Origin of the sequence: Eubacterium oxidoreducens, from assembly GCF_900104415.1 — a bacterium.
In the GTDB taxonomy this organism is placed as follows: Bacteria; Bacillota; Clostridia; order Lachnospirales; family Lachnospiraceae; genus Eubacterium_C; species Eubacterium_C oxidoreducens.
Genome location: NZ_FMXR01000018.1, coordinates 49737 through 73906, shown reverse-complemented (window position 1 = coordinate 73906; position 24170 = coordinate 49737). Strand labels below are relative to the sequence as shown.

Here is a 24170-nt window from a genome sequence, read left to right as displayed (position 1 = left end):
CTTCATATCCGCATTCAATATCATATGTATCGCTTACCCCAAGTTTCAGTTTTAATTCCTCAATAAACATAAGGATGTTCTTATAGTCTGGCGTTACCTGGATGTTTGCAAAAACACGATCCTCTGCTCCGATTACCGGCTCCATTGCACATAAAGTATAGTTTGTACTATGGACATCCATACCGATTTTGATTATTCTATTCATAGGTGACCTCCTTTTGTATGCGGTAATCCCTGTTACCATTTGTCTTTCTCGACTTGTAGTATACAGGTAAATCCACGTTGCTACAAATGTGAGGTCACTTCATATTATCTATTCTCCTACGTTATTAATAGGAATTTTTATATTGATAAAAATATATCATCCACAGTTCAAGCTGTCAACTTCTTTTCCCAAGACGCATTTGCTCTAATTTTTCTTTTGTACTGTCATCTGCATAATCAAGAAGATAATTTTTTTCCAGCTCTTTGCTTTGGCTATGCCCTTCTTTTGCTTCCGACATGGCACGCTCAATTTCTTCCTTTAATTCTCTTGAAGATGTCAGCCTGCATCCCTGTCCCCGAATAATAATCTGTTCAAGGCCATCTGATGTTGCCACTCGAATGTTATGATTTTTTCCAAGTCTATGCGCCGTCTTTTCGATATATTGATCTGCCGTCTCAGCTTCTTTCGTATATACCACATCAATATTATGATAGCGCATTACTTCTTCCTCATGCCCTTCGATTCGATAAGCATCAAAGACAACAATTAAATAACCATCACGAATCCCTTGATAATCACTTAAGATCTCCATAAGTTTCATGCGCGCGCCATCAATATTATCCTTGGCAATAGCATTTAACTCGCTCCAGCTAAAGATGACGTTATAGCCATCCACCAGAAGATACTCTTCTTTTTTAAGTTTTCCAGCCAATGGATCTTGCCCCTTTATATGTGGCTGTTGCGACACCATCACTTTGCTTCTTCGATGAGAATCATCTGTTTTTCTCATCGCCATACCAAATGTTCTTTGATAGAGTTCCTCTAATTCCTTTTCCTGCGCATAAGTATCCACCTTATGCGTAGAAGCACTGCTTTTCTTTACGGCAACTTCCTTTTCCTTATCCTCCGATTGCAAATGCTCCGGTAAATGTATCTTTTCATCTACTTCATTCCACGGCACCATCTGCGTGCTTCCCTGAATGCAAAATACCGATCCCGAAGGATGCGCAAGATCCTTATTAGGATCATAATCTGAAGTTGCAATCAGTTCCATCTGCTTTTCGCATTTTTCATAACCGGCAAGAACACAAGTCACAGTCCCTTGTCCCTTTGTATAAGATAGTACTTCCTGCGCATAATCCCCAAATGCTCCCACCGGAACCATTCCTTTCAAATAAGCCTGCTCTGCAACGATTTGCGGTGCCTGCACACGGCCGCCCATTTTTTCAAAATCGCCCATTGCCCGGCCAATCATCTCTGCCGGCAGGCATAGTTCAAATTCATAAATCGGTTCTAGCAATATACTATCATTTTTCATAAGACCTTGTCGCAATGCCCGCATTGTGGCCTCTCTAAAATCCCCCGGCTGTGAATGCTTTACATGTGCTTTTCCGCTTATCAATGTCACTTTCACATCATCTAACACCGCTCCTGTAAGGACACCGATTTGTGGCTGGCGAAGTGTATTTAGTATCACCTTCTGCCAAGTTCTAGGAAGTACGTCTATAGAACATTTCGAGGCGATTACCATACCGCTTCCTCGCTCTGCCGGCTCGATTAGAAGATGTACCTGCGCGTAATGCCGAATCGGTTCAAAGTGACCGGTACCGATTACCGCTCTTGTCACGCTCTCGCGATACAAGATTCGGCCAGGTCCAAATGTAACTTCATATCCATAACGCTCTCGCAAAAGAGATTTTAATATCTCCTCTTGCACTTTTCCAAGCAAACGCACATGAATCTCCTGCGTATCTTCTTTCCATTCAAGGTGCAGCTGCGGCATTTCCTCTGCCAACTGCTGCAATCTCTGGTATGCCTGCATCAAAGATACGCGCTCCTCAAATATGATCTGCTTGGAGATTACCGGCATCATCTGTGCCCGCCAAGGCACATCCTGACACCCAAGCCCTTGACCGACATAACTGTCTTCTAAGCCTGTTACCGCACATAATTGTCCGGCCTTTGCCTCATCTATTCCCTGTTTTTTCTCACCAAACAACGAAAAGACCTGGTCGATTTTTTGTGGTTCGTCATCTTCTCCCATCAGCATCATCTTTGGACGAATCACGCCCCCCATGACCTTAAGATGCGTTAATCTTCTTGCCTGTTCATCTCTTGTAATTTTGTAAACAATCGCCGCATCTGTGTCAAGCCTTTTCGGTTCCACAAGATATTCCCTAAGTCCTTCTATAAACTCATCGATCCCTTGCGAGTGAAGGGCACTCCCATAAAAGCACGGAAAGAATTTCCTTTGCAAAATCAGCTCCTTAAGAATCTCCCTTGAAATATCGCCTTTCTCTAGATATTGTTCTAAGACATCCTCGCGAAGTGTGGCAACCTCTTCTAAATAATCTGCTCCTTTTACATCGATGCATCCATCTCCAAATGCCTCTTTAAGCTGCTTTCGTAGGCGCTGTTTATCTGCTTTAATCTGATCCATCTTATTGACAAACAGAATCGTCGGCACCCGATATGCTTCGAGCAGTTTCCATAACTGCTTTGTATTTGTCTGTACGCCGTCTGCGCCGCTGATAATCAAAATCGCATAATCAAGCGTCGCGAGCGCCATCTGGGTTTCCGACAACAGATCCGCATGCCCCGGTGTATCCACAAGCGTCATCTCCATATCCCCAAGTCGCAGCGCCGCCTGCTTGATATATATGGTGATTCCCCTCTCCCGTTCCATCGCATCATAATCAAGAAGGGTATCTTTTTTATCAACCCTTCCCATTTGCCGAATCGCACCTGCCGAATAAAGCAGATGTTCCGTAAGTGTTGTTTTGCCTGCATCTACATGTGCCAGCATCCCTACTACAACATGTTTCATGACCATTGCCCTCATCTGTTTTCTATTCTAGTCCTGCAAAAACTCCTGAAGTTTTTTCTCATTTTCACGATAATCCAAAAGTCCAAGTTCATATAATTTCTGATTTGCCGCAGCATCCATTGCATAAGTGCTCATATCCAGTGCCTTACTTGGTGCAAATACAAATGCCTTTCCTTCTTTTTCAAGCTCATAAGCCTTTCTTTGACACTTTCCATACATGATATGACGATGATTCAATGCTTTAATCATATTCGGATATCTCATACATAATAATGTATATAACGCACGATTCTTTTCCGGTGTCTTCACAAAATCACGCATCTTCGACATAATGACAACAACTTTATCACAACCATGATCCAGCGCATGCTGCACCGGAATCGAATCGGATACCCCTCCGTCAAAATATTTATGTCCATCTATTTCCACAGGTTTACAAGCTGCCGGAATAGCACTTGATGCCATGATCGTACGATAATCATCCTGCGCCATCTTATCCTTTGTAAAATAAACCGGCGTTCCCGTCTTCGCATCGGTTGCCACCACATAATACTCTGTCGGATCTTGACTTAGCACTGCATAATCAATTGGATCTTTTCCGTCTGAACCGGATATTTCACCGTATATATATTGTAAGTTGAATAAATTTCCGGTTTTCAAAAAACTCTTCATCCCAAAATAAAGCGGATCCGAAATATGATCCGTATAAAACCTTCTTGCTCTTCCCTTTTGTCCGCTCAAATAAGATGCAACATTGGCACTTCCCGCAGACACTCCAATCGCATAATCAAAATGAATATCATGTTCCAAAAAGGCATCTAAAACAGCTGCGCTATAGGCGCATTTCATACCCCCACCTTCTACTACCAAACCAATCTTACTCACTTTTCATATCCTCCAATACTTATCAATCGTTATCTAATATCTGTAAAATATCTTTCCCGTATCATCTCTAAAATATCCGTATAAAAAGGACCATTATTTCCAATTGTCCTTTCAATTCCGGCAATCATCACCGATGCTTCATCGATATCCTTCGGCTCACTTACCGTCCAAAACAACAAAAAGAATTCCAGCAGCAGATTCGCCATCAGCACAGGACCTAAGACATAATAATCCTCATAGGCACGCATATACTGCTGCTGCAACTGATACGAATAATACGCCTTCCACATCTTCTCATGCTCTGCCACACTCTTCCTCGCCCGCTGCGCAAAGAGCTGCTCGCCTTCTGCCTCCGACAGTTTGCCATACTCCGCCTTGTAAGATGTCAGCATTCGATACAATGGCGGATTTCGCCGGCTCATCGTTGGCGCCGAAAGCTTTTTGTAAATGATATCATTTAAAAATGTAAGCGGATAGAAGCCGTATCCTTCTCCCGAAATTTCAGGCACATCATAAACCGGTGCACTCACAGGCGTCACCGCCCTCGCTCCTGCCATGTCTGCTCTGGCATATCGCATCGTCTTTTCAAAAGCCATCTTGTAAATACATCTCACCGCCTGAGGCAATGTCTGTTCCTTGTCCCAAACAAGGTCCAGCATCATTTTCTCATCTTCTTTAAGCGCATGATACAGGTTCTCATCATCATTTTTAAATGCCCACCACTGCTGAATCTCATCCTCAGCCTCTTTGGATAATTCCACATAATCAAAGCGTCTTGGCTCCTGCAACAGTAGTTTTGCCGCCTCGCAGCAAGAAAGCATCAAATATACCTCCACATTGTCTCCCATCTTCATGGCACTTCTTGGAAATTGCTGGCAAACAATCGGCATCAGTTTCATATTACCATTCTTTTGAAATCGACATAAATGATCCTTTGTGACATATGGACATCTGTAATTGATTTCACGGATACAGGTCATCCCAAGTCTGTTTTCTTTCGTCATCAATGTCATAAAAAGACTTTTATACCACGTAAGCTGCTGCATATTCACATAAGTCTCATCATCAATAGGAATCTGCCAACCTCCGCAGCAATTATAGATGCATGCACTACCCGTACACGCAAATTGTTCATATAATTCATGAAATACTAATCTCATGCATCTATCCTATCACAAATCTGCAATCCCGACTATCCAATCCTTAGCACATTCACAGAACGAAAAAAACTCCGGTTACTGCTCCGGAGCTTTTTTCTTAATCTTATTATTCTTATTATAGAATCGAAATGGATTTCGCTATTAACGTTTATTAGATGCTCTCCAAATCTTCTGCTCTTCGGCAGCCTTGATCAAATCATCTCTAAAATCAGGATGCGCAACACTAATCAAACGCTCTGCTCTCTCCCAAGTTGGTACACCTTGCATATTCACGCAACCGTACTCAGTTGCAATATACTGAACACTGGTACGTGGTGTTGTAATCACATCTCCACCTGTGAAATGTGGGATAATATTGGATACTCGTACCCCATCTTTACCAACTCTTGAAGAAGGCATTGCCAAAAATGACTGTCCATGTTCCGCCTCTAATGCACCTGTTGCAAAGTCAAGCTGTCCGCCTGTTCCTGAGATATGACGGGTTCCAACCGTTTCAGAACATACCTGTCCATATAAATCAGCCTTAATACATCCGTTAATCGAAACAAAATGATCTAATGCTTTGATTGTTCCCGGATTATTCACATAGGACATCGGCGCTGACATGATATCAAAATTATGATCCATATAATCATATAATTCTCTTGAACCGTTACAGATAGAGAATACGCCCTTTCCTGTGTTGATTGGCTTTTTCTTATTCGTAAGCTTTCCTGACTGATATAATTTTAAATATCCATCAGAAATCAGCTCTGTATGCATACCAAGATCTTTCAAATCAGATTCTGCAATCAATCCACCAAGTGCATTTGGCATTCCGCCAATTCCAATCTGAAGTGTAATTCCATCGTACAGATATGGGAAGATTTGATTTGCAATCTGACGGTCGATTTCACCCGGATCTCCTGCCGGTGCTGTTCCTACCGGATCATTATTTTCTACGACATAATCAACATCCTTGATATTGATATGATCGCCTTCCAAGCCGTAAATAATCGGCATGGTTTCGTTTACTTCCAAAATTATATGGTCTGCTGCATCTACAATTTCCTGCATACAGCAGTTTGTCAGTCCAAAGTTAAAGTTACCATTCTTATCCATTGGTGCTACCGTAAGCATTGCAACATTAACCGGCGCATATCCTTTTGTATAATAAGAGCCATTATAACGGAAAAGCATTGGTGTATAAAACGCCTTTCCCTGATCTACATACTTACGATCAAGTCCTGAACAATGCCATACATTAAATGTAAAACTTTCCTGTTCCGGATCTTGTTCTACAACCTGAATCGGCTGCATAGAAATCGCACTACGAATCTTAACATCCTTTACTTCCCCTTTTCTTTTGGCAAGTGCTGCATCAAGCGCCTTTGGGAAAGTACAAGTCTGGCTATAATCTACCCAGTCTCCGTCCTTTACAAGCTTTACTGCCTCATCAGCAGATACAAGTTTTTTCTTATATTCTTCGTATACGCTCATATTACCTTCTCCTTTAAAATAGATATTCGCTTAGCCTATGCCCCTATTATAAGTGCATCACACATGGTGTTTCAAGCCGAATAATGTTATGGGTTATGCCATTTTGGACTAAGGATAAGGCTATTGTCCAATGCCAATTGTAAGGTCTCCCGACAACGATGTCATCGTAATGCCGGCGCCGGCGTCTCCTGCGGTATAGATTTCTCCCTTTTGCTTCGTCTCAAAGTCAGATACAAACTCTCCGCCAATCATCTCCGTATCCACCCGAAATCCGCTATCCTTAGGCAGCAAAAGCGTCACATCTGCACTGACACTGTCGCATACCAGCGTATCGATCTCATCCAGTTCCAATTCTATATTCCCGGATACCGTCTCGCAGTTCATCTCTTTCACACTTCCCCCGCCTTCTAGCACAACTGTTCCGGAGTCTGAATGAATCTCACATTCCTCAATCTGAATCTTTGACGGCAAGATAAGATCTGCCGATACCAATTCTACCTTTAAGCGTTTACATACATAAGAATCCGGCAGCGTTATGACAAGCGTCTTATCTATAGCTCCTGCTCCTAGATTACCCGTTTTCGCGTATTCGATGGACAATTCTTTGTCGTTCTCCTCATATTGTAGCGTTGTATCTTCGCTAAGTTCCTGCTTAGAAGACTCTGAAAATGTGATATTTTTCACATCCCCATACTGCACTTTCACTTCACCGGCTGTCCAATTCACCAAGATCTCTTCTACCGCTTTCGATACTGTCTTTTCTTCGCCGACTCCGCTATCTGACCCCGCATCCTCCTGTGTCTGCTCCTTTCCACAAGCCATCAGCATTACCGCAGCAATCAGGATAATCCCGGCTATCATCTTTTTTCGTTTATACATACTCCCTTTATTCCTCCGGTCATTTTGTGATTTTATTTCGAAAGAGGCAGTTCCATCACAATCCGAAATTTGGAATCTATTTTTCGATGCTCAAACATACCCCCGTGATACCGGATTATTTTCTCACATGTCTTTATTCCGATATTCGTACTTTCTTCTTTAGCGTCATCCTTTCGCAAACGATTTTCCATCGTGATGCGAACCTTTGCGTCTTCGACTAACATCTTAACTTCTATTGCATCTTCATACGAAGCATATTTTTTTAAATTAGAATAGATATTATCAAATACACGTTTTAACATCTGTGCATTCGCCAAAACCACACCTGTAATTTCGCAAAGGTTTTTTTCAAATACTGCGCCTTCATATTCCAATGAAAATATGCACTCTTCCAACAAACCCGGCAGCAACATCGCCGCATCATATTTGTCCATCCGAATCGGCTCATCCTCAGACCTTGATACCAGGAAATATTCAAACAATTTATCCGACATGTCCTTTATCTGAAGTGCTTTTTGGTAGGTGTTCTCAATAAAGGTATCAAGCTGTTTTTCATCCTCGTATTTATGACGTTTTACCATCTCTAGATATCCAATCATCGCCGTCAGTGGACTTCTAAGATCATGACTCATCGCCGTCACAAGTTCTGCGTTTGCTCTTCTTGCCTCTTCTTCCGACTGCTGCCTATCCATAATCGCCGTTCGCATAGCATTAATTCCTATCGCAAGGTCACGAATCTCATCCGTCCCCTTTTGCGTCACTTCGTAATCCAAATCGCCTCCGGCAAGAATGTCCAGCTCTCCCTTTAACTTCACAATATAGCCTATTTTTTTTCGAAAAAGCGAAAAAAACATAAAAGCAAACACTAAGCATCCCACTACTGCTGAAATAATCAAGGTCGATACATAATATCCATAACCGGAATGGTAGTACACATATGCATAAAGCGTGCTCTCGTCCGATTGTCCCTTGTGAAAAACAAGCTCTTGTCCTAGAATTGCATAATCATAAATCAGCTGTGTACCGGCATATTTTTCCATATCATCAACATTTTCTATAAACGAGCGGCTCCCTGCCCGTGACCAGTACAGAATCTCATTTTCATCCCCGACAAATAACGTCAGACGATTGTATCTTTCCTTGCTCCATCCATCTAACTCATCTAGCTCATCTAACGAAATATTATGACTGGTTATGTAATTTTGAAGGCTGTTTAATTCATTGTCGACCATATAATCGCTATAATATTTCCCATATACCGTCTCATCCAAAACTACATTTCCAATCGAATAGACAAATACCATAGCCACCACGCTAATCAAAAGCGAAATGATTCCGGCTATCATCAGCTGTCTTTTTAATTTTGCTGCAATAAATTTCTTAAATCTATTCAACTTTATAGCCCTTTCCCCAAACAGTCTGAATTAATTTACTGTCTTTTGGCGTATCGCCTAGTTTCTTTCGCAGATTCCGAATATGCACCATAACCGTATTATTCGAAGTATAAAAATATTGTTCTTTCCAAATATTCTCATAAATCTGCTGTACCGAAAAGACTTCTTTCTTATGCGATGCAAGAAGCAGCAAAATCCGATACTCAATCTCCGTCAGCTTTATACGTTTCCCGCTCTTTGTTACGGTATGCGCATCTAGATCGATTTCGGTATCTCCAAATAACTCAATCACAGCTTTCCCATTGGTATTTTTCTTTTCCCCATACTCTCTGTAGCGCCTTAGCATCGCATTTACACGCATTGTTAATTCCGTATAAGAAAATGGTTTTACCAGATAATCATCTGCCCCCACGGAAAATCCTTTGATTTTGTCTTCTTCCATAGACTTTGCCGTCAAAAACAGAATCGGGGTTGCATACTTTTTTCGTACCTGTCTGCAGGTTTCTATACCATCCATCTTTGGCATCATCACATCCAATATAAGAAGATCTATTTCGTCGCTCATCTGCTCTAGGACTTCTTCCCCGTTGGATGCAGCAATTGTATTATAGCCTTCACTTCTCAGCAAAAGATTCAGCACATCGCGTATCGCTTCATCATCATCTGCAAATAAAATTGTTGTACTACTCATAATTTTATCTCCTTTGTCCTTTATTATAACTGATATTGTTTTCGTAAACATGCTCTTAAGAATTCTTAAGAAATCCGGCACTTACTTCTTAATCTTATTCTGATAAAATAAATATAGAGTGAGGGAGAGATCGATTATGTTTTTTACCGATATTGCCAATATGTCGCAATTGGAAATCATTACAAGAATCTTTAATTGGACAATTCTGGCAGCTTTTGTTGTCTGTTTTGTATATATGGCTCGTTACTTTTTTTCAAAATTCAGAAAATGGGAACCGGCACCTCCTGCTTTAAAGCAGCACCGATTCGCCATACTGATTGCCGCAAGGAACGAAGCCGAGGTCCTTGGCTTTTTAATTGACAGCATTCATGCTCAAAATTATGACCAGGCCAACATCGACATCTATGTTGTGGCTGATAACTGTACCGATCATACCGCTGCCGTAGCCAGAAATCACGGCGCAATTTGCTATGAGCGTTTCAATGACGTAAAAAAGGGGAAGAGTTATGTTCTTGAATATATAATATGCAAATTACGCGAAAGCGGTGATTTCCCAAACTACGACGGCTTTATGATTTTTGATGCCGACAACATCTTGGATTCTAATTTTATATCCGAAATCAACAACACCTTTTCTATGGGCTATGATGTTGTAACCGGATACCGTAACAGCAAGAACCTTACCGACAATTGGATTTCCTATGGATACGGTCTTTGGTTTATGCACGAGGCCGGTTTTCGCAATCGCGGAAGAATGCTAGAAGGCTCAAGTTGCATGGTTGCCGGTACCGGTTATGTTGTCAGTCGCAAGGTTTTAGAAGACTTTGGCGGTTGGAATTGGCATCTTTTAACAGAAGATATTGAATTCACTGCTGAATGCATCTACCACGATATCAAAATCGGCTACAACGAATCTGCCGTTTTTTACGACGAACAGCCTGTGAGCCTGAGTGTTTCCTTTACGCAACGCCTTCGCTGGGTCAAGGGATATCTGCAGGTTTTTCACCGCTATGGCAAAAGACTTTTGACGAAAGCATTTTGCGAACATTCCTTATCCGCCTATGATATGCAGATGTCCTATGTTCCTGCCTTTTTCATTACAATATACGCATTTTTTGTACATATCGCATTACTGCTAATCGGACTTTTTAATTCTATGGATATGTCTTTTACCATTTATTCTTGCTTCATGCTTCCATCTAGGACCTATCTGACTTTACTTGCTTTTGGTATCTATACTTATATCTGCGAGCATGAGCATATGCCTGACATCGGCATCCGTCATCTTGGCTATCTATTGATGTTTCCGATTTATATGTTTACTTATTTTCCAATTGCAATTCTTGCACTTTTTAAGAAAGTTGATTGGAAACCGATTCGACATGGCAATTCAACAAACCATAGCCAATCCAATATACAAGAAGCATTCAACAAGACTGCTTAGGAGGGGAGAATTTTGGAACCTAATACACATAACGAAGAGACCGGGCAACCTGCTAAGATTTCCAAAAAATCCGTAATTACAGGTGTTATCATCTTAATTGCCGCGCTTTTTCTTACTTTTTATACAATTATAAAGAATCTAAGCGGTCATGATATCCTTGCTACAATCAAGCAAGTATCGCCGCTTATCATTATCCTTGGCCTTATCATGATGTTGTTATTTAGTTTTTTCGAAGGCCTTAATATGTACCGCGTGCTCAAATTGGCCGGTTACAAGATTACACTGTGGACCTCTTGGAAATATGCAATTGTAGGTTTCTTTTACAGTGGTATCACACCATCTTCATCCGGCGGTCAGCCTATGCAGATCTATTACATGTACCAGGACAACATACGCGTATCTCATGGACTAGGTGCGGTTATCATGCAATTATTCGGACATGAGGCAGCCAACTCCTTATTTGGACTTGTTGGATTTATTGCTTTAAATAACCTTATTGTTTCTGCCATCGGCAATCTAAAGTACCTTGTCTATCTGGGGCTTTTCATTAATATCGCTTACTTTCTTCTTTTATTGTTATGCTTATTTTCGCAGCGGGCAATCACCTTAATCAAGCAGTTTCTTTGCTGGTTAGTCAGCTTGTTTGACCGTAAAAAGACCGGCAAGATGCAAGGAAAAGTTGAGCGGATTCTCGATGAATACGCTTCTCTTCACAGTCTTATTAAAAAAGACCGCACAATAGCCATCAAAACCATCCTTACTGCAATCGTGCAGTTCATCTGCCTCTATAGCATTCCTGCCATTGTATACTATGGTTTCGGCTACACGGAATTTAGCTTTCTTGAACTAGAATTGCTACAAGGTGTTATCTTTATTTCGGTCGGTTTTATTCCGATTCCCGGATCTGCCGGTGTATCGGAAGGCATGAGCCTGATGCTTTTTAGAGTTTTATATCCGGCTTCAACACTTGCCGGCGCTGCATTACTTGGAAGATGCTTAAGTATGTATTTTACGCTGATTTTATATTGCATCATTCTCTTTGTCATCATTCCAATTATTCGTTTCAAACGAAACAAAAACTAACATTTATGGGAACTATGGCTCTATTTTTCTATCTTCTCCCTCTCGCAACAATGAAGCAAATAAAGCAGGTGCATCATCCCCTTTCCTACTTTGGCAAAAATTGGATGATACACCTGCTTTATTCGTTCATTTCCGTCAAGACTCGCTCGCGAGTCTTGCGCGCCGGATTCGGGTCTGCTTCAGCAGACAAATTCCTGTCCGAATCCGTGTGCATCCTCGCGGAGCGTTTAACTCAGTCGGAGCTTGTACCCCGACTGAGTATAGTTTGTCATAACCCCCACCTACGCTAACGCTTAGAGGTGGGGGATTTCTCCGACTGAGTTAATAATAACACTTACTGTATATTTACCGCTGTTCCGGATGCCGTTACCATAAGCATTCCATTGTCCGAACCAAGCACTTCGTAATCAATGTCGACACCTACTACGGCATTTGCTCCGAGCTGTGCTGCACGTTCTTCCATTTCCGCTATAGCCTGTTGTCTCGCCTGAATAAGTTCATCTTCATACGTAGTAGAACGTCCTCCAAAGATATTAGAAAGTCCTGCCTTAAAATCCTTAATGACGTTCACACCGGCTACCACTTCCCCAAATACAATCCCTTTATATTCGGTGATTTGCTTTCCTTCGATTGATGGTGTTGTTGTTGAAATCATAATGCCCCCTCCATTTCTTTGTTATAACTGCATATAATTATACCTCTTTTGAGCATATTATTCAACAGTATACACAAAATGCATTTCCCATATGCGAGGTTCGCATGAAACACACAATCAACTTTTATGTATCATACCAAAAGATTCATCTCCTGTATCACCAGATAACGTATGGTTTATCATACCTTTTTTCACACAAAAATAAAATAGCTCCGGGCATCAATCTGATTATGATTTTGTTATCTCTTTTGCAAGTTCCAGAATCTCAAAGGCATATTTTTCCTTACCCTTTTTAAGGAGTTTCTTGTATAAAGGATAGTTGATGCCGCAGATTGCAGCACCTACTATTCCAAGTAGCACCCCGATGACCATGAAAATTACTCCTGTTCCAAAGACGCCAAGTCCAAAGCACATCCCTGTGCCAAAGATCAAAGTCCCAATGATTCCAAGCGTCATGGCTGTTATAAATGCCGGAAGCTTTGCTCTCTCATCAAGTTTTTTCAGCTGTCTTACCTTATTGGTTTCCTTTGGCATGTAATCCTTTGCAACACTTTCTGCATAAACCTTATCTAAATCGTTCATCGTATTCTTCTCCTTCTTTTCTCTTAAATGTCCTTTTTATGCGATCTTTCCTGTTTCTTTGAGCCATCTGATCTCGTCACGTATGGTCTCTCTATATGACCTTGTGGTATAACCCAGCTCCTTACTTGCTTTACTTGAATCAAATCGGTTGTTTCTTGCAAGGTTGTAAACGGAGAATGTAGTCATAAGAGGTTTTTCTCCAGTCTTCTTAGCCTTTTTCTCAAGTACCCCGGCAATCAGATTTGCTACTGGTATTGGCAAAAAGAACTTCATCTGCTTGCAACCGCTCTCCTCTGATACAAGCTTTGTAAAATCTTTAAAGCTGACAGGCTCATTTCCAAGGATGTAGCACTCTCCGCTTTTGCCCTTATCAGCTGCCCCAATGAGTCCGTCAGCCAGATCCCTTACGTCACACAGGTTAAAGCTTCCATCGATTCCTGCAGGCATCTCCCCATTGATGATGTCAACTAAAGTCTTGGTGGTCTCGCCCATTGCAAAATCCTCAGGTCCAAGGATTCCTGACGGGTGTACCACACAGGCGTTAAGACCTTCCTTTGCAGCTTTGAGCACCACGTTTGTTGCCATAGCCTTTGACAATGAGTAGCAGCCTTTGATCCTCTCAGGATCAATGGGAATAGCTCCTTCGCACTCTCGTATGCTTCCCTTTTCTTCCTCAGGTATTGCTCCTGTTGATGAACAGTAGACAAGCTTTGAAACATTGTGCTCTTTGCACATCTCTATGATGTTTTCTGTTCCACCGACATTTACATCCATGACTTTCTGACTGTAATCTGGGTTTACTGTTACGATGCTCGCTATATGAAGCACAATTACTTCCGTATCTTCAGGTGTCTCAAAGAATCTTTCCAGGTCATCTTTGTTGCAGAGATCGCCGGTAGCTATTTCAACTTCCTCAGGAAGATATTTTGCTGACTTATCGCCTTCAAGGACAAACGCCCTTACTTTTTCATTTCTTTCTACAAGCTTTCTGCAGACTGTACTTCCAAGAAATCCTGCTGCTCCTGTTACCAGATACACCTTATTTGTTTTGCTCATTTATCTTTTCCTTTCTTATTCTCAATTTATTTTTCGCTCTTTGCTTTGAGCTTGAAGTCATTATAGTGAAATGAGCACACAAAAAGAACAACACTTTTTGCAAAATGTGTTGATTTCAGGAGTATAGGTCCCGACACGTTTTGTAAAAAGTGTTGATTTGTAAATTCGATATAGTGTTTTACTGCGTTATGGCTTGATGATACACTTCTGTATGACGCTTATGATCTCATCTTTTGACTCGATGCATCCACCTCGTACCCACTCAGTGACAACTCCGATAATGCCCTTAAGATGAAAGGCCATGATAAGTGGCTGTTCTTTTTGGGGAACTCCAAACCTTGTAAGAATGGGGCCAAATATAGTTTTAAACCAGGTTTCATAGGTCTTTTCAGCGCCCATCATCTCGTTCTTTTCATACATCAGGTAAAAGAGCTTGCGGTTCTCTTCCACAAAATCCAGATATGGCATCAGATATCTGGGTGTTACAAGGAACAACTCATCCTCATTTTTTTTATCAATATCAAGTGATCTGGGCCCCTCAGCACCAAAACGCCCAAAGAAATCTTTATACACGGCCTCCACAGTTTCCTGAAGAAGATCATTTACATTATCATAGTGAAGATAAAAGGTGGATCTGTTTACACCGGCAGTTTCACATATCTCCTTAACAGAAATAAGTTCGAAATCTTTACTGTCAAGAAGTGTCAGTAACGCTGTATGCATTTTTTCCGCAGACTTAAAATACTTGCTCTCATTCTTGTTCATAGCAAAACACTCCTAACACCTGTAACTTCCAATATGAATTACCTTTTTGAAAATATTGTTAAAAAACGTATCTTTCCGAGCCATTTATGATTCTATTTCCGACTCGACGAACCCGGCAAAATCGATCGTACATAGCTTGCAACCCCAATCAACCGGCCGCAGACTTTGTCCGCATCACTTTGAATAAATGTCGCACCGCGATGAACCGTACATTGTGTTTCATTCTCCTTTAGTGGGTAAAGCTGGAAGTTAATCTATTCAGAAATACGTCAAGACTCGCTCGCGAGTCTTGCGCGCCGGATTCGGGTCTGCTTCAGCAGACAAATTCCTGTCCGAATCCGTGCGCATCCTCGCGGAGCGTTTAACTCAGTCGGAGCTTGTACCCCGACTGAGTATAGTTTGTCATAACCCCCACCTACGCTAACGCTTAGAGGTGGGGGGATTTCTCCGACTGAGTTAAATTTTTTCTTTGTAGCAACTGTTTATAATTATACCTATATCTACCATCCTGTTCAATATTCTGTGCATAAAACAAGGGCGTTTTCACGCCCCAGCCTATTGCACTATCAGTTATTCACCTCTCATTTAATGTATCGAATCAAAAAATCAGTAATTCCTATTATAGTGAAGCCATTTTCATCCATGGATTCCTTAATTGGTCTATTTACAACAAGCACCTTTTGTACTTGATCATTTAACTTAAAATAAGGTCGCATTTCTCTTTCTCTTGTTTCTGCATTAGAGATGTCAGCAGTCACTTGTATATAAAGAGACCTAAGTCCTTTAGTGGCATAGAAATCCACTTCATTATTCTTCCTTATGGATTTACCATTCTTATCTTTCTCTACCGTATCAAACACACCGACATTTACAGAATATCCATTATAGCAAAGCTCATTATATACAATATTCTCAAGCATTTGTCCTTCATCCGGAAAAGCAAAATTAAGACGAGCATTTCGTAGTCCAGTATCAATAAAATAGTATTTTCTGAGTGCTCCTATTTCTTTTCTTCCCTTCAGATCATAACGCTTTGCTTCACGCAAAAGGAAAGCATCTTTAAAATACCCTATATAGTTTTCAACTGTCTGTTTATCAATATTTTCATGTCTAACGCTTTCAAATGTATTTGCTATTTTTTCTGAATTAAGCAGCGTGCCTGTTGAAGAACTAATAATATTACATAGTTCGTCCAGAGCCTCTCCCTTTTTCAACTGATTCCTTTCAACAATATCAGCGAAGTATGTTGTAGTAAACAAGTTCTTTAGATATTCTTTTCTCTCTTCGTCACTTTTTAATACAGCCAATGGCATTCCACCATATTGCATATATGAATATATAGCTTCAGTTGCCGAGCCTCCGACATATCCATAGTATTCTTCAAATGAAAGCGGAGAAAGTTTTATATTTGTTGCCTTATCTCTAAATTCAGTAACTATATCTGAAGACAACATTTTAGAATTTGATCCCGTCACATATAAATCTATATTCTTTTCTCTTGATAGTCCGAGTACAACGTCTACGAATGATATTACTTCAGTGTCATCAGAATTTGCCAAAACATGTTTGCCATCGGTAAGGTTAGGATTAATTATCGAATATACCTTTTGTATCTCATCAATAAACACATAGTAATTCTCTTTATCTTTGCATTTTTCCCTTATATATACTCCTAGTTCCAAAGGATCACGATAATTACTGTTTTTATCATCATCCAATTCCAAGATAATTATTCTATTCTCCGGAACATTATCTGAAAGCAGGTATTCTCTATATATTTCTTTAAGAAGAAATGACTTTCCACATCTTCTCACACCTGTTATTACCTTCGGAAATCCATTGTTCTTTGCACTGATTAACTGAGTCAGATATTTATCTCTTTTTATCATATAATCTCCTAAATTGTAGAATTCTACATTTTTGTCAATTAAATCTTATCACATAGCATTGTCTTAATCAACAAAGTTGTAGAATTCTACATTTTTATAGATTTACATAATGAAACACCCCAGAAACATCCGCCATGCCAACAGACTCGGAATGCTTCGCATCCCTCGTTGTCGCGGCATTCGCCGTATGCTTGCAAAAAAAGACATCCCAGTCTGAATGCAAGCATTCATCTGGAATGTCTTTTTTACAAGCGCATGGCTCATTGCTACGCGCATTATCTCTTTGAGAACTGTGGTGCTCTACGTGCGCCTTTGAGACCGTATTTCTTACGTTCTTTCATACGTGGGTCACGTGTTAAGAATCCAGCCTTCTTCAAAGTAGGTCTGTAATCAGCATCTGCCTGAAGTAAAGCACGTGAGATACCATGACGGATAGCTCCGGCCTGTCCTGTAAATCCGCCACCTTTTACATTAACAATCACATCAAACTTGTTAACAGTATCTGTAGCAACGAGTGGCTGACGAACAACTACCTTTAATGTCTCTAATCCTAAATATTCATCAATATCTCTCTTATTGATTGTAATCTTTCCTGTTCCCGGTACTAAATAAACTCTGGCGATTGATTTTTTTCTTCTACCAGTTCCATAATACTTTGCTGTATTTGCCATTGAAATCTACCTCCTATTAAAATGTTAACTCTTCCGGCTTCTGAGCTGCATGCTTGTGGTCAGGTCCTGCATATACAAATAATTTTGTATACATCTCTCTTCCTAAAGGTCCCTTAGGAAGCATTCCCTTAACTGCATGTTCGATTACTCTCTCAGGATGCTTTGCTAACATTTCCTTTAAAGTAGTCTCTTTCATACCACCAACATATTCTGAATGGTGATAATAAATCTTCTGATCTAACTTCTTACCGGTTACTTTAATCTTCTCAGCATTTACAACGATGACATAATCACCTGTGTCAATATGCGGTGTGTAAATAGGTTTCTTCTTTCCTCTAAGTACATTGGCTACTTCTGATGCAAGACGTCCAAGAGTCTTATCTGTAGCATCAACAACATACCATTTTCTATCAATTGTTGCCGGGCTGGCCATAAATGTTTTCATTGATTTCCTCCTAGAAAATTGTTGCGAGGGTATTATGGAAATGTCCGAAACCATAACTCTCCTCTGATGTTTCTTCTATTATAAAAATGCGATTTCGGGGCTAATGAAATGCATTTTCAGTCCTTGTCAGACTGATTTATTATACTTCCCTCAGCAACTGTTGTCAACCTCTTTTCCAAAACATATCTATCTAAAATCGGTGCATCCATTACGCATCATTTTTGCCAAATATATTCAAGCAAAAAGCCGAGGAAAAGAATCTCTTCTTTTCCTCAGCCCAAAATCCATATTCCAGATCGTGAGTCAAGACTCGCTCGCGAGTCTTGCGCGCCGGATTCGGATCTGCTTCAGCAGACAAATTCCTGTCCGAATCCGTGTGCATCCTCGCGGAGCGTTTAACTCAGTCGGAGCTTGTACTCCGACTGAGTTAAACAAACAACGGCACGATAAACAAAAAGCCAAGCGCTGTCAAAATACCCGAAACGATCAACACAATAGCACAATATCCCATAATGTCTCGCGCACCAAGTTTTGCAATTCCAAGAGCCGGAAGTGCCCAGAACGGTTGCAACATATTGGTCCACGCATCACCCCATGCAATGCCCATTGCGGTTACTGCATGTGATACTCCAAGTTTTGCACCTGCCGGCATCATAATCGGTCCTTGCACGGCCCATTGACCACCACCGGATGGAACAAAGAAATTAACAATTCCGGCTGCTAAATAGCAAAATACCGGGAATGTGTGTGCATTCGAAATACTTACAAAGAAACTTGAGATCGCACCGGCAAGGGACACCCCATCTGCACCGGCTGTAACCATCATGCCTTGAATACCTGCATAGAACGGGAACTGAAGGATGATACCTCCAGAGGACTTAGCTGCTTCTCCAATCGCACGCACATATCCGATTGGTGTCCTATGAAAGGCAATTCCAAGAATCAGGAAAATCAAATTTACAATATTTAATGATAACGCATTTAATATACTTCCGGAAGAAACAAAGTAATAAATCAAGAATACAACACCAAGAATTACTACAATATAAGAAAGCACCATACTGTTTTCTACTCTTTCTGCCGGCGTTTTGGGAATCGGTTGTTCCTCTACTTCATCCGCAAGCAGTTTCGGATCAATTGAAACCGTATTTTTTGGATCCGGATGCATCTTCATAAGAACAATAGCCAAAACCACAATGACAATTAATACCATGATAAGATTCCATGGCGAAAAAATCGTCTCTGATGTCGGGACAATCTCCGTAACTGTACCTCCGGTATTGGCAACCGTACCATCTTCTCCAAGTGCTGTAAGTCCAAGCGGAATAGAACCGGATATTCCCGAATGCCATACAACGAATCCGGAATAAGCCGCAGCGATAATCAAGCGATAATCTACTTTTGGCAGGTTCTTTGCCACTTCCTTTGCCAAAAGAGCACCGATAATCAAACCGAATCCCCAGTTGATAAAGCAGCAGATTCCTGAAATCACAAATACAAATCCAATTGCCGTCACCGGTTTTTTAGGAACATGCGCCAATTTAATAATCAAACGCTTAATCGCAGGTGCATTCGCCAAGGCACTACCAAGCACCAACACCAATGCCATCTGCATTGAGAATGCCAATAAATTCCATACTCCATTTCCCCATGCGCTTGCCATCTCGATCGGATTCATTCCTGTCACAGGCATAGCAACGATAAATACTACGATTGTCAAAATGATACAAAAAACAAATGCATCCGGTAGATATTTTTGCACCAGTTTTACACAACCATTTGTGAAAGCTTTAAACATATACCTTCCCTCCTACTTAATTTTATTGCTGTATACCTAGTATATTATCACTAAATATTAAGTAGGTCAACTTACACAAAGCTATTGCTTTTTTATGTCTTTTTATATGCATATCCCTGTATTCTAGGCACATTCCGATATTTTCAATATACATTTTCACTACTTAAACCCGCAACCGCTTACTTAATTTTTCTATTATTTTTTCTTAACTTTTAAGTTCTTTATGCATTTGACGGATAACTTTTTCATAATGTATTATTAAATCAACCTATGAACCAGAAGAAGAAAGGGGGACTTCTTACTTATGGAAGAATATGATATCGCTTATGGGCAGAAATTAAAAAAGATTCGAAAAGCAAATAATATGACTCTAAAAGAAGTTGCAGAAAAAGTTCCTTGTTCTGTTCCTTTTTTATCAATGCTTGAAAATGGACGAACAGGAATCACCCTCGACAAACTACAACGTTTACTTGGTCTTTATAACATCACCGTCACTGATCTGGTAGAAGATGATGATATTTCCAGAGTCGTTCCGGCCGGAACCGGAAGCCATCTAGATCACGAATTCGGAGAATCGCATGCGGAAGCCGAACTACTTTGCCATGATATTCAAAACAAACAGATGCGACCAATGCTTGTCACCATTCCTCCTCATTCGAAGATTGGTCCAGTCACACAAAAGGGTAAGGAATACGCCTATATCCTAAGCGGGCACATCAAATTAACGTTAAGCAATCCGTCAAAAGCAAGCAAAGAGTATTATTATCTAAACACCGGTGATTCTATCACCATCGAACATGGGCTCTTTCGAACCATCGAAAACATCTCCGACGAAATCGTGCAGCTGCTCGTGGTCGTCAGTCAAATGTAAAAAAAAACGGAAGCAGTGCTACTGCCTCCGTTTTTTATAAATATTCAATTCCAATCATCGTCAGTCCCTGTGCCGGCGCTGTAGGACCGGCTTTCTGCCGATCTTTTGCCGCCAGAATCTGTGGCATCTGTTCCGGCTTTATGCGACCAGAACCAACCATAATAAGCGTTCCGGCAATAATCCGAACCATATTGTACAAAAAACCACTTCCACTGATACGAATGCTGATAATATCTTCTTCTTTTGACACCCGAATCGAATAAATCGTTCGAACCGTACTCTTAACCTGTGCATGAATACTACAAAAACTTTTAAAATCATGCGGTCCGACAAGATAAGAAGATGCTGCTTTCATCTGATCCACATCAAGTTTATGATGCACAAAATAAGTATTTCTTTGGTGTTCCGGCATCGGGAACTTACGATTTAAGATTCGATACTCATAAGTCTTGATGCTATCGCAGTATCGCGGATGAAAATCCGCATCCACTTCACAAGAATCCTGTACCACAATATCATCCGGAAGTCTTTGATTTAAAGCATAGCTAATCTTCTCTGCCGGAATACGTGTATCTGTGTCAAAAACCGCAACATTTCCAAGCGAATGCACACCTGCATCCGTACGACTTGCACCAATCACTTCTATCTTCTCTCCTAAAAGATCGGTAAGTGCCTCATTCAACTTTTGCTCTACAGTCACCGCATTTGGTTGTTGCTGCCATCCGGCATAGTTCGTCCCATCATAAGCAACAATCAATTTCACTCTTTTCATACGCGACTCCTCATTATATTCCAAATATCTTTCCTTCCACTATCACACGAATCACAATCATTGCCGCAAAATAAATCGCCAAAATCACATACGCACAATAATCTCGATGCCCATACACAAGTGGATGCAACTTTGTCCTGCCTTCACCGCCGTGATAACACCTTGCCTCCATCGCCACCGACAAATCATTCGCTCTGCGAAATGCCGACACAAACAAAGGCACTAAAATCGGCAACATAGCCTTTGCTCTTTTCACAAGATTTCCAGATTCAAAATCAGCGCCACGTGCCATCTGCGCCTTTTTTATCTTATCTGCTTCTTCCATCAAAATCGGAATAAAACGAAGCGCGATGGTCATCATCATCGCAATCTCATGAACCGGGATATTCCACCGTTTCATAAAGGCACACCCTGTTTCTATTCCATCCGTTAATTTCGCCGGCGTTGTGGATAATGTCATAACCGAAGCACCAATCACCAGATAAATCAATCGAAGGGACATAAAGACAGCATTATAAACGCCTTCCTCCGTGATAATCACCATACCCAGCTGTACAAGTGGTGTTCCGGCTTTAAAAAACACATTAAAAAAAGCCGTAATGATACACAAAATATAGATTCCCCGAACCCCTTTTAGCACATAGCCCAGTGGAATCTTCGAGAGGTAAATCACGCTACCCAAAAACACACTTGCCCAGACAAATCCCGGCCATCCCCGAAAGATAAACAACGAGATCAGATACACTAAAGTCCCAAGCAATTTCACTCGAGGATCTAGGCGATTGATTACTGATTCAGTTGGATAATATTGTCCTAACGTAATATCTTTTACCATGTCTCCTACCGTCTTATAGCAAATTGTCTGCCAATCTCATAAACTGCCTCATCCATTGTTGTCACCATCCCGATTCCTTCCAAACCCTGTAGACGTAACTCTCTCGTAACATATGCACTCTCAGGCGCCTTTAGCCCAATCTTTTCAAGCTCTTTCGCATAGGCAAATACCCGATGCGGCTTGTCATTATAAACTAACTTGCCCTGGTTCATTACCAGCAACCGATCCGCATAGCGAGCCACATCCTCCATGCTATGAGAAACCAAAATCACAGCCATGTTTTGTTTTATCCGCAATTCATCAATCAGCGCAAGCAGCTCGTCGCGGCTTTCAGGATCTAGTCCCGCTGTCGGCTCATCCATAATCAAAACACGAGGTTTCATCGCCAAAATTCCGGCAATTGCAACACGTCGTTTTTGTCCACCTGATAATTCAAATGGCGATTGATTAAATAGCTCAGCATCCACACCGATTAATTGTAATGCCTCAAATGCCCGAAGCTCAGCTTCATTATCTGCCATCCCCATATTCTTAGGTCCAAACGCCACATCCTTTAAAACCGTTGCTTCAAACAGCTGATGCTCCGGATATTGAAACACCAGTCCTACACAAGTTCTTAACTTCCTTTTATCATATTCCGGATTGGAAATATCCGTTCCTTCATAAAAGACACTTCCTGACTGCGGCGTAATAAGTCCATTAAGCAGCTGCACAAGCGTCGACTTTCCACTTCCTGTATGTCCGATTAGACCAATAAATTCACCGGCTTTTACTTGAAAGGATACATCATCAACAGCTTTTTTCTCAAATGGCGTCCCAACACCATAAGACGCCGTTACATGATCGATAATCAATGTCGGCATTGACTCATCGCCGCCTGCCGGCGTCTTAAGCGCCGGTGTTTTTGGCAATTTATCGATCATCGCTCCCATACGCCGAAGATGAAGAATTTCCCGTACAAGTTGCGTTGTCGTCAGAATCGGATTAGAAAGCGATAGCCCATATTCTCGCAGGCAATTGGCCATCTGCGTTACCTGCGGAAGCTGCAGATGTGCCTCCGATAGCAACTTTTCTTGTGCAAATACCTCCTCCGGAGTCCCTTGCATAAGAACTTTGCCTTCCTTCATGACAAAAAGCGTATCTGCATCTACCACTTCTTCCATATTGTGTGTAATCAAAATAATCGTTACCCCGTGGTCACGATTTAGCTTTTTTATTGTCGAAAGAACCATTTCACGCCCCATCGGATCTAGCATAGCAGTAGGCTCGTCCAAAATAATACACTTTGTTCTCATTGCCACAACGCCGGCAATCGCCACACGCTGTTTTTGACCTCCGGACAATTTGCCCGGCGAACGAAATCGTTCGCTGCTCATCTGCACACTATCAAGAGCCTCCGTAATACGCTTCTCAATCTGCTCCGAAGCAAGTCCCATATTCTCAGGGCCAAATGCCACATCTTCTTCGACCACAGAAGCCACAATCTGGTTATCCGGATTCTGAAAAACCATTCCTGCAGCGCGGCGTATCTCTTGTATATTCTGCTCAGCTGACGTATTCTTCCCGTCTACAATAACCGTTCCTTCCTGCGGTGTCAAAAGTGCATTAAAATGACGGGCAAGTGTTGACTTGCCCGACCCGTTATGTCCGAGGATTCCCACAAAACTGCCGGCCTTAATATCGACATTTACGTCGTCTAACGCCTTTGTCACGCTTTGTGCATTCCCCTCTTCATCACGACGAATATATTCATATAACACCTTTGTAGCCTGAATGATTCCCAT

22 protein-coding genes are annotated in these 24170 nt (G+C 41.2%); 3 read left to right on the top strand and 19 right to left on the bottom strand.

Going from position 1 to position 24170, the window contains the following annotated elements; all coding sequences use genetic code 11:
* The 8 genes from BLS20_RS11585 to BLS20_RS11550 form a co-directional block, all read right to left on the bottom strand.
* Positions 1-205: hypothetical protein (locus BLS20_RS11585; RefSeq protein ID WP_423230185.1), on the bottom strand; the 205-nt coding region annotated here is incomplete at its 3' end.
* 175 nt (positions 206-380) lie between these two features.
* Complete coding sequence (locus BLS20_RS11580; RefSeq protein WP_176762397.1) at positions 381-3032, bottom strand: NYN domain-containing protein; 2652 nt, start codon at positions 3030-3032, stop codon at positions 381-383.
* Positions 3033-3059: 27 nt separating this feature from the next.
* Complete coding sequence (locus BLS20_RS11575) at positions 3060-3917, bottom strand: patatin-like phospholipase family protein (RefSeq protein WP_090174527.1); 858 nt, start codon at positions 3915-3917, stop codon at positions 3060-3062.
* Positions 3918-3946: 29 nt separating this feature from the next.
* On the bottom strand, positions 3947-5077 hold the full coding sequence (gene fliB / locus BLS20_RS11570) for a flagellin lysine-N-methylase (protein WP_090174526.1): 1131 nt from the start codon (positions 5075-5077) through the stop codon (positions 3947-3949).
* A 141-nt stretch (positions 5078-5218) separates the two neighbouring features.
* Entirely contained in the window at positions 5219-6556 is a 1338-nt protein-coding gene (locus BLS20_RS11565; RefSeq protein ID WP_090174525.1) for an acetyl-CoA hydrolase/transferase family protein, read from the bottom strand.
* Positions 6557-6676: 120 nt separating this feature from the next.
* A complete protein-coding gene (locus tag BLS20_RS11560) occupies positions 6677-7435 on the bottom strand; it encodes a DUF4097 family beta strand repeat-containing protein (RefSeq protein ID WP_090174524.1) in 759 nt (252 codons plus the stop codon).
* A 32-nt stretch (positions 7436-7467) separates the two neighbouring features.
* Positions 7468-8829 carry a HAMP domain-containing sensor histidine kinase gene (locus BLS20_RS11555; protein WP_090174523.1) on the bottom strand — a complete coding sequence of 454 codons (1362 nt, stop codon included), beginning with the start codon at positions 8827-8829 and terminating at the stop codon, positions 7468-7470.
* A complete protein-coding gene (locus tag BLS20_RS11550) occupies positions 8822-9520 on the bottom strand; it encodes a response regulator transcription factor (protein ID WP_090174522.1) in 699 nt (232 codons plus the stop codon). The genes BLS20_RS11555 and BLS20_RS11550 overlap by 8 nt, the downstream gene beginning before the upstream one ends.
* A gap of 136 nt (positions 9521-9656) precedes the next feature.
* Between BLS20_RS11550 and BLS20_RS11545 the strand changes: the two genes are divergently transcribed.
* Complete coding sequence (locus BLS20_RS11545) at positions 9657-10964, top strand: glycosyltransferase family 2 protein (RefSeq protein WP_090174521.1); 1308 nt, start codon at positions 9657-9659, stop codon at positions 10962-10964.
* Between the two features lie 12 nt (positions 10965-10976).
* Positions 10977-12047: a lysylphosphatidylglycerol synthase transmembrane domain-containing protein gene (locus tag BLS20_RS11540; RefSeq protein ID WP_176762396.1), complete on the top strand. Its 1071-nt coding sequence runs from the start codon at positions 10977-10979 to the stop codon at positions 12045-12047.
* A gap of 334 nt (positions 12048-12381) precedes the next feature.
* Here the strand turns inward: BLS20_RS11540 and BLS20_RS11535 are convergent, their stop codons facing one another.
* The 8 genes from BLS20_RS11535 to BLS20_RS11500 form a co-directional block, all read right to left on the bottom strand.
* Positions 12382-12702 (bottom strand): putative heavy metal-binding protein, encoded by a 321-nt coding sequence (locus BLS20_RS11535; protein ID WP_090174519.1) that lies wholly within the window; start codon positions 12700-12702, stop codon positions 12382-12384.
* Positions 12703-12930: 228 nt separating this feature from the next.
* Entirely contained in the window at positions 12931-13284 is a 354-nt protein-coding gene (locus BLS20_RS11530) for an AtpZ/AtpI family protein (RefSeq protein WP_090174518.1), read from the bottom strand.
* 36 nt (positions 13285-13320) lie between these two features.
* Positions 13321-14340 carry an NAD-dependent epimerase/dehydratase family protein gene (locus BLS20_RS11525; protein WP_090174517.1) on the bottom strand — a complete coding sequence of 340 codons (1020 nt, stop codon included), beginning with the start codon at positions 14338-14340 and terminating at the stop codon, positions 13321-13323.
* A 186-nt stretch (positions 14341-14526) separates the two neighbouring features.
* On the bottom strand, positions 14527-15105 hold the full coding sequence (locus BLS20_RS11520) for a TetR/AcrR family transcriptional regulator (RefSeq protein ID WP_090174516.1): 579 nt from the start codon (positions 15103-15105) through the stop codon (positions 14527-14529).
* 581 nt (positions 15106-15686) lie between these two features.
* A complete protein-coding gene (locus BLS20_RS11515) occupies positions 15687-16994 on the bottom strand; it encodes an ATP-binding protein (RefSeq protein WP_090174515.1) in 1308 nt (435 codons plus the stop codon).
* Between the two features lie 275 nt (positions 16995-17269).
* A complete protein-coding gene (rpsI, locus tag BLS20_RS11510) occupies positions 17270-17665 on the bottom strand; it encodes a 30S ribosomal protein S9 (RefSeq protein ID WP_090174514.1) in 396 nt (131 codons plus the stop codon).
* 16 nt (positions 17666-17681) lie between these two features.
* On the bottom strand, positions 17682-18110 hold the full coding sequence (gene rplM / locus BLS20_RS11505; RefSeq protein ID WP_090174513.1) for a 50S ribosomal protein L13: 429 nt from the start codon (positions 18108-18110) through the stop codon (positions 17682-17684).
* A gap of 427 nt (positions 18111-18537) precedes the next feature.
* Complete coding sequence (locus tag BLS20_RS11500; protein ID WP_090174512.1) at positions 18538-19908, bottom strand: short-chain fatty acid transporter; 1371 nt, start codon at positions 19906-19908, stop codon at positions 18538-18540.
* Positions 19909-20212: 304 nt separating this feature from the next.
* On the opposite strand from BLS20_RS11500, the gene BLS20_RS11495 reads away from it, so the two are divergent.
* Entirely contained in the window at positions 20213-20779 is a 567-nt protein-coding gene (locus BLS20_RS11495; RefSeq protein ID WP_090174511.1) for a helix-turn-helix domain-containing protein, read from the top strand.
* Between the two features lie 34 nt (positions 20780-20813).
* Here the strand turns inward: BLS20_RS11495 and truA are convergent, their stop codons facing one another.
* From truA to BLS20_RS11480, 3 genes are read right to left on the bottom strand one after another with little or no spacing between them, the layout of a single operon-like run.
* Positions 20814-21551 carry a tRNA pseudouridine(38-40) synthase TruA gene (truA, locus tag BLS20_RS11490; protein WP_090174531.1) on the bottom strand — a complete coding sequence of 246 codons (738 nt, stop codon included), beginning with the start codon at positions 21549-21551 and terminating at the stop codon, positions 20814-20816.
* Between the two features lie 13 nt (positions 21552-21564).
* Complete coding sequence (locus BLS20_RS11485) at positions 21565-22386, bottom strand: energy-coupling factor transporter transmembrane component T family protein (RefSeq protein WP_090174510.1); 822 nt, start codon at positions 22384-22386, stop codon at positions 21565-21567.
* Between the two features lie 5 nt (positions 22387-22391).
* On the bottom strand, positions 22392-24170 hold the full coding sequence (locus tag BLS20_RS11480; RefSeq protein ID WP_090174509.1) for an energy-coupling factor transporter ATPase: 1779 nt from the start codon (positions 24168-24170) through the stop codon (positions 22392-22394).